A 15,327-nucleotide genomic window follows, 5' to 3' on the forward strand; every position below is an offset into this window, starting at 1 on the left:
TGGTTACCTTGCCACCCACCGTGGTGGTTGAACCGGTGGTGATGTTGTAGCGCCTTACATTGGGTTCTCCATGCAGTCGATGAGGTTGGCGTTGGTCGGTCCAACTGGCTGCTGAACTTGAAAATCAATGCTCTTCATGTTTGGTCCTTTTTTAGCGCGCAAGGATGCTCAAACGCGGTCGTTGCGTTGTTATGCAAAAGGAAGGGCGCCGAAATGGCGCAAGGAAGATATTGCTGACGAGCGCAAAGCCAAACAACTGTCCGTTCGGCTAGGTAGTGGGAAAAACAGAAACGTCTTACAAGGCTTTGAGGTTGTCCCTAGGACACTCGACCTCTAGTCTTCGTACACCGCTGCACACGCAGCGGTTGGGCGTCGCGGCCCGGTTTAATCAGACGCAAAGTGCCATTTCCGCTTTCAGATGACGCCTTTTTATCGTCTACTGTGCGGCGTTATGGTGGCTGTGCGCGGGATACCTTCGGGTATGCCGGTTTCCTGATTCCGGTCCGCGAACCTGCGTACAGCTACCACCCGATCGCGTCGCGGCGATCTGTGGCAGCTCCACTTAAATCAGGAAGTTCACGATGATCCAACCTACCCCCCATCCCCCCATCCGCTTGTTCACTGTAGCCGCAGGCATCAGTACCGAAGACCTGTTGGTCAACCTCAGCGAAACACTGGCCTCGGCCAATGCGCTGAGTTGCGATCTGGCCTTTGACCTTGAAGGACCAAAACGAGAGGAGCTGCTGGGCGTTGCGCAGTTAATCGAACTGGCACAGTTGCTAGCTGATCGGGTACTCAATGTCTCGGGGCAAGTAACCCGGTGAGATGACGGCAATACCCCGAGAACCTGGTATGTCTGGCGGTGCGCCTGTTGCGCAGCCAGGGGTAAACCCGCCGCCTGTTACACCGCTATCGCAGGCAAGCCAGCTCCCACAATTGACCGTATTTCCAAGTTGGAACGCGGTCACTGTGGGAGCTGGCTTGCCTGCGATGAATCCAACGCGGTGTCCCTGAACATCCCCCCTCAATGTAGGAGCGAGCTTGCTCGCGAAAAACCTGAGAACACCGCGGGGCGGCAGGCAACCCGCGTCATCGTTACTTCTTTTTCTTCGGCTTCAAATACTTGGTCAGCCCCTGAAACCAGATCACCAGTGCCGGGTTGCCCTTGATCTGGATCGACTTGTCCTGAATCCCCGTCATGAACGCCAGTTGCTTGTTCTTCGCCTGCATCGTGGCGAAGCCGTAGGCGGCATCCTTGAAGGCAATCGCGAAGGCCGGCGCCGGGTGGACACCTGAGCGGCTGGTGATGCGCTGGTCTTTGACGATGAAGTGACGGGCAACCTTGCCGTCGAGGGTCTGCAGCTGGAAGGCCAGGTCTTTGTCACCCAGTTGCTGCTGGAAGGCGGGGTTGGTGCGGCTGGCTTTGCCCATCATCAGGCCCAGCACCCACAGGAGAAGACGAAATTTCATGCACACGGCCTCGGTGTATTTATTGGAGTGGCCGCAGCAGTGTAACGATTTGCAAAAAGAACGCCACCGATCTCGCGCTTTAGGCGCAGATCGGTTGGCGTTTAACGCTTATAGCAACAAGTACTTAAACGTTAGGGCACGGCACTGGCGCCCAGTCGGCCAGGTTTGGATTGCGGCAGGTCGCTTCGATCTGGGTCTTACCCGCACTGGCAACCTGCTTGCTTTCAGCTTGCTTGGCCTGCACGGTCTGGATGCTGCGCTCGGTGGTTACCGCTTCTTTCGGCACTGTCGGCAGCACCGGCTTCTTGGCCGGTTTGACGGCTTTCTTGCCCTTGGCCGGAGCGACCACTTGCGTGGTATCGGCGGTGGCCACGGTCACCACATCGCTGCGCTGTACGCCGACCTGTTGCAGGTCTTTCTCGTAGGCCTGGGTGTAGTTGTTCAAGTCTTCGCTGGCTTTGCCGTTGACCGTCACGATCAGGTCATTGGATTCCTTCAGGCCCGCGACGATTTCCGCCAGGCGCTTGCGGCCTTCGGTGTCGTTGACGGTCTTGGCCTTGCGATCAGCCACCAGCTTGGTGAATGCGCTCTGGTAGCACTGCTGCGAGGCCTTGGCATAGGCGGTGCTGCGGTCGATGTCCGAGGCGCTTTTGTTGAAGTCAGTGGAGTAGGACGCGATGCGCTGGTTGTCATCGGTGATCTGCTTCTGGCGCTCGGTGTAGTACCCCGCCGCGCCGCCAGCCAGGGCGCCGCCTGCGGCACCGATTGCGGCATTGCGGCCACGGCTGTCCTTGTCGCCGGTCAGGGCGCCCAGCAGGGCACCGCCAGCCGCGCCGAGGGCTGCACCGGTGACGACCGACTTGGTCATGTCCGAATCGGTGGCGCGCAGGTGCTGCACCGGCTCGTAGCAGTTGGGGTAGTACTCGACCTTGGTGCTCGACGCCACCTTGGACGCAGGCGACGTAGCGCAACCAGTCAACACGGTACTGAAACCAGCTGCGATCAGCAGCAGGTGACGCTTGGAAACCGCCTTACGGGAAAAAAGCATAGATGTGATCTCTGTTAAGTTTGACTTGCCCAGCACGGCCCACCGCCGCCTGAGTCCCTTCCAAGCTCGCTAGACAGCCAACGATCAAGACCGCTGACCGCTCGCTGCGAGCAATTCCTTCAAGATCGTTGCCGGGTCGGCCCGCTGTTGCTTGCGGTAGTTGCCGACATGGCGAACGAACAGTGTCGCGCGCGTCACCAGGCTCTTGCCGAGCACTGGCTTGCGATCCAACTCTTCCTTGATCCGTTGAAACTGCGCCTGGATCACCGCATCGGTGTAGCGCGTGCCGGTGGCCAGGTTGTCGATGTAAATCGCCACCGCGCCGTCCAACGCGCTGCGTCCATTGGTGATGGCCATGTCGAACAGCTGCGTGCTGGCCTCGTCCTTGCTGTCCACCGCCTGCTGGCGACTCTTCTGCAGGTTGGCCAGGCGGATGTTGTAGTTGCTGATGGTCTCGGCCACCAACGCCGCCGACTGGATCAAATTGCCCGCCGCTTCTTCGCGTTGCTGGGCGATCAGCGACACGTTGCGCTTGAGCTCTTCGTTGACCAGGCCCAGTTCGGCTTGCAGCTTGGGATCGACACTGGCGGCGATGATGCTGTCCAGGCGTTTGGTCGGGTCCTGGGCGTCGTCGATGGCGTCGGTCAGGGAGGCCAGGCGGCCTTCCTTCTGCCACTGGGCGAACAATTCCTTGTAACGCGAGCGCGGCGCCGACAACGCGCCAATCGCCACGCGAAAACCGGTGGTCTCGTTGCTTTGCTCGGTGCCATCAGCGGCAAACAGCGGGTATTCGCGGCGCATGCCGGTGAACAACGTGCCCTCGCCTTCCAGGTAGTTGCCGCCCTTGACCACAAAGCCGCCGTAGGTGCCCTGGCGGCGGCCGGCGTGGACCAGTTGGAAGGATTCCTGGACCATTTCCGCGGCGTTGCCGATCACGTCGAACATGCCGATGGGGTTAGGCAATTTGGTACCGATGGGCATCAACCGCGCCGCCTGGCCGGTGCCGCCGGCCACTTGGTTGAACACCGCGTAATCGGCCAGCGGGCCATCGCTTTCACTGCCTTCGGCGCGCCGTGGATACAGGCGGCCTTCGAGGTCCTGGCGGCTCACCGCCTGGCCGCCGCGTGCGGCGTACTCCCACTCCACTTCGGTGGGCAGGCGCACGAAGCCCAGGCCGCCGTCTTCGGCCGACGCACCGCGCCCGCTTACCGGCAGCAGTTCGCGGTGATATTTCATCAGCCAGGCGCTGTACACCGCCGAGAAACGCTCGGCTTCAAAGCGCGACAGCTTCACCTTGGGCAAACGCCCGGCCATGCCCGTGGGCGCCTCACATGCGGGAGCCGGTTCACCGCTGGCCAGGGATTGCGCCTGGGCCATCACCTGGGCGTATTGGCGGGTGGTCACTTCGTACTTGCCGATGAAGTACAGCATCGGCTTGAGCGGAGTCTTGGCGTCGGTCTTCGGCATCTGCGGCGCGATGACCTTACTCCAGTCCTTGGGCAAGTCTTTGAGGGTGAACTGGCCGTTAATGAAGTCGCGGCGGTAGCCGGAAATAAACGACTGCTGATAACCCGCCTCGCCTTCGGCAAAGGGGTAGCCCAGGCTGATTTCACGGTCATCCAGGGTGCCCTGGGCCAGGATGTAGGCGTAGCGGAACACCATGTTGCCTTCGCAGGGCAGCGGCAGGCTCACGTCGTCCGGCAACGGCTTGGGGTTGTCGAGCTTGTCACTTGCCTCATCGGCCCAGGCCAGCGAGGCCAGGCTCAGCGCCACGCAGGCGCCCAGTAATTTATACATCTCTGATTCCTTCAGAAGCCTGGATACGGGCCACCCGCCAACCACCACAGGCGGCCGCCACGGCACTGACGCCGAGCACCGCCACCAGGGCCAGGCCGTAATGGCGCGCCAACAGGTGGCTGGCGTACTCGCCCGGCACCTGCACAAAAAGCTTGTTCAACGCGGCCTCGGCCAGGGCATACAGCCCAACGCTGAGCACAGCGGCAAACCCTGCGCTGTATAGCGCTTGCAGCAGCACAAACAGCAACAACGCGGCGGTGGAAAACCCCAGCAGGCGCAACACCGAGAGTTCCCGGTGCTTGCGCGCCACCGCCGCCAGGGTGCCCGCGAAAATAGCCGCAAACGCCCCGGCCAACGCCAACCCGGCGATGATCCAGAACACAATCGACAGGTTGCGGCTCAACGATTGCACTTGAGCGATGGTGTGCGCCTGGGTTGAAACCAACAGGTGCTGCCCGGCGAAATACACCCGCAGCGGTTCCACATCACTGAGGCTGCGCGCATACAGGCGAAACGCCGGGTAGATACGCTGTTCACTCACGCTCGCCGCTTCACCAGCCCAACCCAACGCCGGCACCGCACGGCCATCGCGGTAATCTTCCGCTGCCTCCAGCAACGCCAGATCGGCAAACAGGCCCTCGCGAGCGAAGGCCTCCAGCGGCAACACCGCCAGTACCTGCAACCGCGTGCGCTGGGCCTCGACGCGCCCCGCCACTTGCCGCGCAAAGCTGGTTTCCAGCCAGTCACCGGGCCTTGCCGCAAGCTTTTCGGCGGCGGTATGGCTGAGCACGATCTGGTCCAGGCCGTGGGGCATCGGCAAGCCTGCCAACAGCGGGTCCCCTGCGGCAGTCGGCAGCATTTCCAGGGTCAAGGTGCCCACCTGCGCCGTGGCCGCAATTTGCCGTGTGCGCGGCACAGCAAAGGCCACATCGCTGCGCTCACCCAGTTGCGCGATAAACGCCGCGCTGAATCGGCCACCGCCCAATGGGATGATTTCACGGCTGGCGGGGTCGGTCTCCAAGCGTTCGGTCAAACTGCTAACCAGTCCAAATTTCAGCCCGAATAACACCAGCAATGGCGCGATAACCGCTACCAGTGCCAACACCGAGCAGGCCGACAGCCACCCATCGTTGCGGTAGTCCTGCCAGGCGAGCGAGGCAACCAGGCCGATGCGCATCAGCACGCCTCCCCGAGGGTTGCGGTGACGCCGCCGTCTGGATCGCGCTGGCAACTGATACGCCGCACCTGCAAGCCACTGGCGCGGGCCAGCGGTTCGTCATGGGTGGCGATCACACAGGCCGTACGGTGTTCGCGGGCCTGGGCCAGCAGTGCCTGCATCACGCGCTCGGCGTTGAGCGGGTCCAGGGACGCCGTCGGCTCATCGGCCAGCACCAGTTGCGGCCCATGGGCCAGGGCCCGCGCGCAGCTGACCCGCTGGCGTTGGCCCACCGACAACGCCGCCGGGCGCTTGGCCAACTGATCGCTGATCTGCAACTGCTCAGCCAGGCGCGCCACGCGGCCGTCGTCCTGCAAGCCCAGCAGTTGGCGCGACAGCGCGATATTGCCGCGCACATCCAGAAACCCCAGCAAGCCTCCGGTCTGCGGCACATAGCCCAAGTGCTGGCTGCGCAACGCGGCCAGCGCCGATTGCCGGTCGGCACGCCACAGCGCGCCGATGTCCTGTTGGTTGAACGCAAACTGCCCCACCTGATCCGGCGCCAACACCAGCGCCAGCAGGTCGAGCAAGGTGCTCTTGCCGCAACCGCTGGGGCCGACAATTGCCAGTTGTTCACCCGCGCCCAGCTGCAACGCAGGGATCACCAGGCTGTAGCGCTGGCTACCGAGGCCCCGGCTCTTGTGCACCGCGTTCAGGCTCAGCATTACGGCAGCGTCGACAGTGGCACGCGGTACAACGCATCGCCCGGTTCGGCATCGCCGAAACGGACCCAGTTGGCCACGTCGTTATGGAAGGTTTCATACAGGCGGATTTTCGAATCCAGCTCGTCGATAAAGTCTTCCTGCTCGGCCACGCTCAATGACAACCACAGGTCCTGGGTCATGTTCAGCGACTTGCTGCGGTACGGCAGGCCCTCCAGGTATTCACCGAGCAGGCCGCCGTCAGCCAGGTTGCCGCCCTTGCGCAGGGCCTGCGGGTCACGGCTCATATAGGCCGAGGCGCTGGCGATTTCCTGGAAGAAATCCTTGGGCGAGCTTTGGGTCTTGCGCGCCGCATCCACGATCAACTTCAACGATTGTTGCAGGTCGTTGAGTTGCAGCTTGGTCAGCATCACGCACACCTGGAACGCTGGCAGCGCCGGGTTGGTCAGGTCACGATCAGCGGTCCAGGCGCTGACCAATTGCGGTGCCTGACTCGCGGTTTTGCGCCCGAGAAAGTCCATGTGCATGGCATAGCCGACGGCGGCGGACTTGTCCGCCAGACTCGGCGCAGCACTGAGCAACGGCACGGGCTGCGGCGTGTTGCTGCGCACCTGATGCACGAGGTTGGCGAACACCGTGCCGATCTCATCGACACGCTCACCCAGCTTGCGCACATCGCCGCCTGGCACTGGCGTGTACAGGTCGCCGATCTGCGGGTTGGCGTCGGCGGTGAGGACGCGATACTGGCTCTCGGCACCGGCATGGGTTTTCTTGCCGGCGTCGGTGCGCAGGTGCAGCGCATAGATCTTGATCTGCTTACCCAGGGCCGCCTGGCGCACTTCGGCTTCGTTCATCTGGGTGGCGGCGAACGGGTCGTTCTTGCGCAGCGCGCCGGCATCGGAAACCAGCAGGATGATGCGCCCGCCGTAGCCGGACCAATCCATGCCGTCCACCGCCTGCATCACCCCGGCAAACGCATCTTCGTTGAACGAGTGGCTGGACACCGTCGACGCTTTGACCTGGCGCGCCATATCCAGGAAGCGTTGCGGATCGCGGCCTTGGTCGAGGGTGATAAGGGTCTTGGCGACATACTCAAGGCCCGGGGTTTTCTGGATGCTGCTGCGAAAGCCGACCATGCCGAAGCTGACGCTGTCCAACTCGCCACGCTCGGCAATACGGGTTTGTAGCTCATGCACCACGTCGCGAATCTGGTCGATGTAGGGCTGCATCGACACGGTGGTGTCCACCACCAGCACCACGGCCGTGCGGAACGCGTCGGCATTGGCGCTGAGCGTCGGGCTGGCCGGTCTGGCAGCGGCGCGGCTGCCTGGGTCGATGGAGGCCACGTTGAGCAACTGCACCGGCTGCCCGTTGTCGTCGAAGCTCTCTTTGGAATCGAAGATCGGCAACAGGTAGAACTGGTTCTGCGGCACCGCGCTGGCGGTGGGTTCCAGGGCCAGGACTTGCTGGTTGTCTTCTCGGTTGTTCTGCGCCTTGGCCAAGGCGCTTTTCGCTGCAGCAGGGTCAGCCAGTAGTTTTTCCACCTCACCGGGCTGGCGCAGGAACATCACGGGCGCCCGGCCTGAGCGCTCGGTGAACTTGAGCACCAGGCTTTGTTTCCAGTCGCTGACCTGGGAGGCCGGCAGCCAACCGTCGCTGCGACCATCGGTGGCGGCGCCGACGCGTACCCACGGGCTGCCGTCGACGTCTTTGCGCTGGTACACGTAGAGCACGGAAAACGCCGGCAGCGCTTTACCCGGCGAGCTCCCTGCGTCCGCTGAAAGCTGGGCGCCGGGTTTGCTGAGTACGCGCTGGAACAAGGTTTTCTTGCCTGCCATCAGCAACGGGCGTTGACCGCCATCCACTTCAGCGACAGCCACCGCTGGCGTCACCTTGGGCACCACGGCGGCTGGCGGCGGGGCCGGTTCATCGCCGCCGCTCAACCACCAGTAGCTGGCGCCACCAATGGCCAACGCGACGGCGACCGCCACGGCGGCCAAGGCCAATACCGGACCACGGCGCTGCTCGGACGGGGCATTGTGCTGGGTCGGCGTGACCACCGGTTGGCGCGCTATTGGCTGCGGCTGCGGTTTATCAGTCGGAATGTCGATGGTGACAGGAGTCATGCCCGCCAGATCAACGCTCAATGGAATCGGCAGCGGCCGTACCAGCGTGGCGTCCGATTCATCCGCCGGCAGTTGATCCAGCGCCAACAACAACGCTGCCGCATCTGGATAACGCTCCGCCGGGTCCTTGGCCAACAACTTGCGCAGCACACCCTGGTAGCGCCCGTGATGCACCGGCAATTCCGGCAAGGGTTCAGTCAAGTGCGCCAGAGCGGTAGAAAGTGCATCGGTGCCGTTGTAAGGCAGCTTGCCGACGAGGATTTCATACAGCACCACGCCCAGCGCGTAGAGGTCGGCGCGGCCATCGATCTCCTGGCCCCGCGCCTGCTCGGGGCTCATGTAGCTGGGTGTACCCACGGCAAACCCGGCCTGGGTGAATTGGGTGCGGTCGTCCAGCGACTTGGCGATACCAAAGTCGGACAGTACTGCCGTGCCATCGGCCCGAAACAGAATGTTCGCCGGCTTGACGTCGCGGTGCACCAGCCCTTGGGCATGGGCATAGCCCAGGGCCGAAGCAATCTGGCGGATCAGCGTCACGCCCTGCTCCGGGGTCAGCCCAGCAGCAATGCGCTCCTTGAGCGTGCCGTTGGGCAGGTATTCCATGGCCATGTAATACAGCTCACCGACGTTGCCGATGTCATGGATGGTCACCGTGTGCGGGTGCGACAAGCGCGCCAGGGTCTTGCCCTCGCGCAGGAAGCGTTCGCAGAAACTCGGGTCGGCTGCCAGCGCTGCCGCCATCACCTTCAGCGCCACTTTGCGCTCCAGCGAACGCTGGGTCGCCAGGTACACGCTGGCCATGGCGCCTTCGCCAATCTCGCCTTCGATGTCATAACCCGGAATCACGATGTTCATGACGAGACCTTCACGACGAGGGTGGTGATGTTGTCTGGTGCGCCGCGATTGAGCCCCAGGTGCACCAGGCTGCGCACGATTTCATCCGGTGCGTCATGGCTGAGCACGTCGCGGATTTCGTGGTCTTCGACGGTTTTGTTGAGGCCATCGCTGCACAGCAGGTAGCTGTCGCCGGGGGCGATCAACAGGTCCACTGAGGCGACGTCCAACTGGGCCTCCACGCCGATGGCGCGGGTGACGATATTGGAGCGCGGGTGGGTGCGGGCGTCGGCTTCGCTGAGCAGGCCGCTGTCTTGCAGGTCTTGCACGTAGCTGTGGTCGCGGGAAATGCTTTCCAGCACGCCGTCGCGCAGGCGGTACAGGCGGCTGTCGCCGGCCCACAGGCACACCCCGCGCAAGCCGCGCGCGGCGAACACCACCACGGTGCTGCCCATCATGGTCACGCCTCGGTTGGCGGTTTCTTCGCGCACGGCTGCGTTGATGCGCAGCAGGTCATTGCGCAGCGCCGCCGAGTATTCGTCCAGGGAGCGGCCCAGCGGCACATGCCGCAGGCTGTCGACGATCAAGCTGCTGACATAGTCCCCCGCCGCGTGCCCGCCCATGCCATCGGCCACCACCCACAAGCGGTTTTCCGGCAGGTCCAGAAAGGCATCTTCGTTGACTTGGCGAACCATGCCCACATGGCTTTTGCTCGCGGATTCGTACGTCACGCCCATCTACACCACACCTTCTTGTCCGAGCAAAAACTGCGCAAAATCGCTGGCGGCAGGCAAGCCCTGGCACCGTAATAAACCGGGAGAGATACGCTGCGAACCTCGCCCCCACCACAGGCTTGCGCCCTCGCACGCCTGTTCAGCCAGCGCGGTCATACGCTGGTGCGGCACGGTGGCTGCCACCCTTTGCAGGCCGGCGAAACGGCTGTCCACCGCCCGCGGCTCGCTGGCCGGCACACCCAACTCGTCGAGCCCGGCGTTGAAGCTTTCGAAGGTCGCGCCGCTGTCGAGGGTGCTGAGCAACAAGGTTTCAGCCTGCTCGAACCAGGCGTCCGAACCGCCCACCAGCGACGCCGGGTTGGTGTTGTGATCCAGCAAGGTCACCACCGCCAGCGGAAAATACCGCCCGACCCGATCAATGCTCGGCATCACCACGCCCGCCGCCGCATCCGGCCCGCACACGCCCGGCGCCAGCACAAAGCGCCACAACGGGCTGACCAGGTACGCATTCAGCCAGTCAGCGCCGAGGCTGTTCTGGCTGGCGAGCAAACCCGCAGCCAGCCAGCTGTCCCACGGGCCGATAAAGCTCTGGGGCAAGGCGCGGCTGACAAAGTCGCCGCGGCTGGCCAACTTGCCGTAGAAACCCAGGGCCGTCATAGCCGCTCCGGCAGGCTGAAGCCGCTGAGCACGCGGCTCTTGAATGGGTTGAACGCACTGTTGGCGCGCAACTCGTAGGCGATGCTCGCACCATCGACCCGCAGGCGCAGGTTGAAACGGTCCGGCGAGTTGCCTGCGGTGAGGTCTGATTGCTCCAGTAGGCGGAACCAGGCCCACGGGCCGTCCAGGGTGATACCGGAGCGACCACTGGCCGACGGCGGCATGATGGAAATACGCACCACGCCAATGCTGCCGGGGTTCGGCCATTGCATAGCTACCGGGCGGCTCGGGCCGTGGTCGTAGCTCAGTTGCTGGCCGTCCAGGTCGAGCAGGAACTGGGTGATGGTGGGGTCCATCGACACCGGCTTGAGCTCGAAACGCACGATCGGCTGGGTGCCACCGGAGCGGAAGAACGCGTCCCGAATTGTCGCCGCACGCTGGAAGGTTTGCAGCACGCCAGGAGCAATCCCCAGCTTCTGCGCCGCCCCCGGTTGCCAGCGCCAGGTCTGTGCCGACGTGTCCACATAGGGCTGCAGGTATTTGCGGAAGTAGTTGTCCATCACCCCGCCCACGCCGAAGAATTGGCCGAAGTCATCCAAGGTGGCGTCCCGCGCACTGCCCGGCGACATCGGGTAACGCCCGGCCAACGACTGGCGATACACGTTGACCACTTCACTGACCCAGGCCGCGTTCAGCTGGTTACGCACCCCGCCCATCATGCTGTTGGTGGTGGAGTTGACCACCGACTTGACCATGCCCTGCACCAGCGGCGGCTGGCGCTCGGCGTTCAGGCTGACCCGTGTGGCCGCAGCCGCCGCCTGGTTCTTGGCCTCGCCGAGCAAGGCATCGCCGCTGGCACCGACCATGGCGCTGACCTGCACATACAGTGCATTCATGTCCGACAGCAGGCCGTCGATGGCCGCCGGTTCACCTTCGTTTTTACTCACGGTGCTGTTGAGTTCGGCAAAGTGCGCGGTCACTGGATCATCCGCCGGCGCCGGGGCATTCGCCGTCGGTTGCGCCTCGCCCAGCAAGCTGCCGAGGCGTTCCTTGAGCTTGTCCACGCCGCCTTCCACCGGTACGCCTTTGGCGGCCAGTTGGCGTTCTTCGGCTTGCAGGTCGGTTTCCCTGGCAACCGCCACCAGCAGCTTTTTCAGCGGCGAGGTGGGACCGGAAATCACCCGCAGCACATCGGCGGCCTGGGCCACGCTGGTGATCGGCACAAAGTCGATGTCAGCGAGCAACGCGTCCCACTGGCGCTGGTAATCCTGGAAGTACAAGCGGCGCACGTCGGCGGCGAGGCTCACCACGTTCTGCTGGTCGGCCTGTTCATGGCCCAGCACCCATTGCTCTTCGGCCAGGGTGCCGGTCTGGTTCAGGCTGCTGAGCAAGAACGCCTGGCGATAGCCCTTGGCGGTAAAGAAACCACTCAACGGCTCACCCAACGGCTTACCGCTCTTGCGGCTGAACACCAGTGCGGCATCGCGACCGGCGGCCTCGTTGATGCGAAAGTCCGGGATACCTTCGGGCAGTTTCTGGCGCTTGACGCGGTCGTACACGCGCTGGGCTACCGGCAATTGCTGCAACTGCCGACGCAGATCGTCGATCAGACGTGGGACCAGGCGCGCGTTCGGCGGGTGGCGTTCGAACAGCGCCTGCAAGTGCCCGGCCAGGGCCTGACGCTGGTCGGCCGGCAGGTCGCGGGGCAGGTTGCGGTCCCAGTCCAGGGCGATCCAGGCCTTGATGAAGTCCGGGTCATAATGCTCGGTGTCGGCGAGCATCAGGTAAGCCTTGAGGCCCTCGTAGAGAAAGTCCGAGTTGCCGCCGCCGTGCAGTTGCTCTTCGATACGCGTCACCAGGCGTGGCGCGAACACGGCGATCAACAGTTTGCGGTACACGCTGGCGGACTCGGCTTCGAGCATATCACCCTGGTACAGCCCCAGCCCTTCGGACCAGCTCGGTGAATCCCCCGCCAGGTTCTTCACGGCGTTGAGCAACGGCAGCACGGCGAGCACTTCCCGCTGTGCCGGGCTCAGGTTCTGGACGGTCTGGCCCAGGGGCGCGACCTTCTGATCGACCTGGGCGATATACGCCTGGTTGGCGCGATAGCTTACCCACCACAGGCTGCTGACCACCACCACCAGCGTGACGGTGGCCGCCAGTACGCCACGGGCGATCCATTTGCGGCGCCGCTCGACTTTCGGGTTCACCCCCACCAGGCCGCGCTCTGCAAAGGCCACGGCGGTGAAGAGTTTTTCGATGAAGTAACTGCGCCCAGTGCCGCTCTGGCGCGCCAGGTGCTGGCGGTCCAGGTTCATGCTCTGGGCCATGGCACCGATCAGGCGGTCAATCGGGCTGCCTTCCTGGGTGCCGCTGGTGAAGTACACGCCACGCAGCAACACGCGCTCTTCAAAGGCATTGGGTTTGAACACGCCTTCGAGAAAGCTTTGCAGGCAATCTTTCAACGCGCCGAACTGTTGCGGGAAGCCGTAGATCAGGTCGCGCCGTGCCGGGTCGCGTTCCTGTTGCAAGCGCTCGACCAGGCGTTCGTTGAGGCGCTGCTCCAGGCCGGCGAATTCGCTTTGCAGGTGCGCCAGCGGGCTGTCGCTGTTTTTGCCGTCGTCCAGGGCAAAAGTCATGCCCCACACCTGGGCGCGCTCTTCCTTGCTCAGGTTGTCGAAGAACTCCATGAAGCCCGGCACCAGGTCGAGCTTGGTGAGCATCAGGTAGATGGGGAAACGCACGCCCAGCTGCGTATACAGCTCCTGGATGCGCAAGCGAATCGCGGCGGCATGGGCAGCGCGCTCGGCGTCGGTGCCCAGCAGCAGATCCGAGAGGCTGATGGCGATAAACGCACCGTCGATAGGCCGGCGCGCACGCTGCTTTTTCAGCAGGTCGAGAAAGCCCAGCCAGGCGGCTTTATCCACCGTGGAGTTGCTGTCTTGGGTGGTATAGCGGCCGGCGGTGTCGAGCAATACGGCCTGGTCGGTAAACCACCAGTCGCAGTTGCGCGTGCCCCCCACGCCGCGCACCGCACCGGCGCCCAATTGCGCCGCCAGCGGGAAATGCAGCCCGGAATTGACCAGCGCGGTAGTCTTGCCCGAGCCCGGCGGACCGATGATCACGTACCACGGCAACTCGTAGAGGTTGCGGCGCTCATCGCCGCCCAGCTTGGCTTTTTTCAGCAGTGCCAGGGCTTCGTCCATACGCTGGCGCAGCGTGGACAGCTCTTCGGCGGTCGCGACGCTGTTAGGGTCGACCGGGGTTTCTGCGGCCAGGCTGCGCATCACTTCGGCGGCCTGGCGACGGGCCTGGATAATGCGGAACACGCGATAGGCCACCCACAGCGCAAACACCAGCACGATCAGCGCCCAACGGCGCCCTTCGGGCACCAGCACGTCCAGCAGCGGGCCAACAAACCAGATGATCAGGCTAAGGGCAATCAGGCCCAGCACGGGGATCACCCAGCGAATCATGAAACTGAAAAACGCCTTCACTCGACGCCCTCCGCCAATACGGTGATTTCAACCCGACGATTGCGGGCACGGCCTTCGGCAGTACTGTTTGTGGCCAACGGCTCGGTGTCGCTGCGGCCTTCGGCACTGAAGCGCTCGGCCTGGCCGGTCTTGGCCGCGAGAATTTCCAGCACCGACTTGGCCCGGGCTTCGGACAGCGCCCAGTTGGACGGGAAGCGCAACGTGGCAATCGGGCGATTGTCGCTGTGCCCGGTGACACGCACTTGGCCCTTGACCTTGCGGATGGCGTCAGCGATGCGCAGCATCAGCGGCTGGTAGTCATCGACGATGCTGGAGCTGGCCGAGGCGAACAGCTCATCGCCACGGATGGTCACGACAGAGCGGTCAACCTTGTCTTCCACCGCCACGCGGCCGGCCTTGATGTCATCGGCCAGGAACCCGGCCAGGCGCGGGCGCTCAATCACTTTGGGCTGCGCCACCGGACGGTCGATGGCCTGCACCGGGATCTCGCCCAGGGCATGGATGTTCTTGAACACCGGCTCGGCGTCCGAGGCCAGCTTCAGGCGCAGACCGAACAGCAACGCCAACAGCAGCGCCAAGCCAATCGCCACGGCGATCCACGGCGGCATGAATTGCGCCAGGCGATCACGGGCCACGGTCACACCGCGCCAGTGCGGTGACAGCTCACGCTCGTGTTCGCCACGGGCGCTGCGAATCGCCGCGGCGGTGCGTTCGCGCAAGGCTTCCAACTGGCTGCGCCCGTCAGTCATCACGCGGTAACGCCCTTCAAAACCCAAGCACATGCACAGGTACAACAGCTCCAGCAGGTACAGACGCTCCCGTGGGCTTTGCAGGCAGTGGTCAAGCAACTGGAAAACCTTTTCGCCACCCCAGGCTTCGTTGTGCACGGTGATCAGCAGGCTCTGTTTACCCCAATCGCTGGTGCTGCCCCACGGCGTGCTCAGCACCGCTTCATCCAAGGCGGTGCACAGCGCGTAACGGGCCAACAGCACTTCATTGCGTGCCACACCGGCGGCTTCGGCGCGTTCTTCGAACTGGCGCAGGTACGCCAGCAACTGCGCACGCAGGCTGGCCGGCGCGGGGTGGGCGATGGTGTTGCGCAGCCGCGTCAACAACGCCAGCAACGGGCCGGCGGCGCTTTCCAGCGGGTTGAGGCCCTGGCTCTTGCCGGTGAGGATCGGCGCAGCCGGCATCGACAGCGGCGCAGGTTCGGCACGCGAGGGTGCAGGCTCTCGGCCACCCGGGCGCGGCATGAACTGGGTGCGGTCATCATCATTGGGATGCAT

The 15,327-nt window shown here is 63.8% G+C and carries 11 protein-coding genes; 1 reads left to right on the plus strand and 10 read right to left on the minus strand.

Annotated elements, in window-relative coordinates; all coding sequences use genetic code 11:
* The first annotated feature begins 581 nt into the window (after nucleotides 1-581).
* Nucleotides 582-824 carry a DUF6124 family protein gene (locus E1K68_RS00005; protein WP_057710580.1) on the plus strand — a complete coding sequence of 81 codons (243 nt, stop codon included), beginning with the start codon at nucleotides 582-584 and terminating at the stop codon, nucleotides 822-824.
* A 271-nt stretch (nucleotides 825-1,095) separates the two neighbouring features.
* On the opposite strand, the gene E1K68_RS00010 is transcribed toward E1K68_RS00005, so the two are convergent.
* The 10 genes from E1K68_RS00010 to E1K68_RS00055 form a co-directional block, all read right to left on the minus strand.
* Nucleotides 1,096-1,470, minus strand: coding sequence for a hypothetical protein (locus E1K68_RS00010; protein WP_003195530.1), 375 nt, complete (start codon nucleotides 1,468-1,470; stop codon nucleotides 1,096-1,098).
* A gap of 124 nt (nucleotides 1,471-1,594) precedes the next feature.
* Nucleotides 1,595-2,518 carry a type VI secretion system-associated lipoprotein TagQ gene (gene tagQ / locus E1K68_RS00015; RefSeq protein ID WP_212613629.1) on the minus strand — a complete coding sequence of 308 codons (924 nt, stop codon included), beginning with the start codon at nucleotides 2,516-2,518 and terminating at the stop codon, nucleotides 1,595-1,597.
* Nucleotides 2,519-2,602: 84 nt separating this feature from the next.
* The gene (locus E1K68_RS00020) at nucleotides 2,603-4,315 is read right to left on the minus strand and encodes an SUMF1/EgtB/PvdO family nonheme iron enzyme (RefSeq protein WP_212613630.1); all 1,713 of its coding nucleotides are present in this window, start codon (nucleotides 4,313-4,315) and stop codon (nucleotides 2,603-2,605) included.
* Nucleotides 4,308-5,492: an FtsX-like permease family protein gene (locus tag E1K68_RS00025; protein WP_212613631.1), complete on the minus strand. Its 1,185-nt coding sequence runs from the start codon at nucleotides 5,490-5,492 to the stop codon at nucleotides 4,308-4,310. Before E1K68_RS00025 ends, E1K68_RS00020 begins: the two co-directional genes overlap by 8 nt.
* Entirely contained in the window at nucleotides 5,492-6,196 is a 705-nt protein-coding gene (locus tag E1K68_RS00030; RefSeq protein ID WP_057710584.1) for an ABC transporter ATP-binding protein, read from the minus strand. The genes E1K68_RS00025 and E1K68_RS00030 overlap by 1 nt, the downstream gene beginning before the upstream one ends.
* Nucleotides 6,196-9,174, minus strand: a complete 2,979-nt coding sequence (locus E1K68_RS00035) for a serine/threonine-protein kinase (RefSeq protein ID WP_212613632.1) — start codon at nucleotides 9,172-9,174, stop codon at nucleotides 6,196-6,198. Before E1K68_RS00035 ends, E1K68_RS00030 begins: the two co-directional genes overlap by 1 nt.
* Entirely contained in the window at nucleotides 9,171-9,890 is a 720-nt protein-coding gene (locus E1K68_RS00040) for a protein phosphatase 2C domain-containing protein (protein WP_034129104.1), read from the minus strand. The genes E1K68_RS00035 and E1K68_RS00040 overlap by 4 nt, the downstream gene beginning before the upstream one ends.
* Nucleotides 9,891-10,544 (minus strand): type VI secretion system-associated protein TagF, encoded by a 654-nt coding sequence (tagF, locus tag E1K68_RS00045; protein WP_003195544.1) that lies wholly within the window; start codon nucleotides 10,542-10,544, stop codon nucleotides 9,891-9,893.
* Nucleotides 10,541-14,041: a type VI secretion system membrane subunit TssM gene (gene tssM / locus E1K68_RS00050; protein ID WP_212613633.1), complete on the minus strand. Its 3,501-nt coding sequence runs from the start codon at nucleotides 14,039-14,041 to the stop codon at nucleotides 10,541-10,543. Before tssM ends, tagF begins: the two co-directional genes overlap by 4 nt.
* On the minus strand, nucleotides 14,038-15,327 hold the full coding sequence (locus E1K68_RS00055; protein WP_003195548.1) for a DotU family type VI secretion system protein: 1,290 nt from the start codon (nucleotides 15,325-15,327) through the stop codon (nucleotides 14,038-14,040). The genes tssM and E1K68_RS00055 overlap by 4 nt, the downstream gene beginning before the upstream one ends.

This window comes from Pseudomonas sp. B2021 (assembly GCF_018135665.1).
Taxonomy (GTDB): domain Bacteria; phylum Pseudomonadota; class Gammaproteobacteria; order Pseudomonadales; family Pseudomonadaceae; genus Aquipseudomonas; species Aquipseudomonas lactis.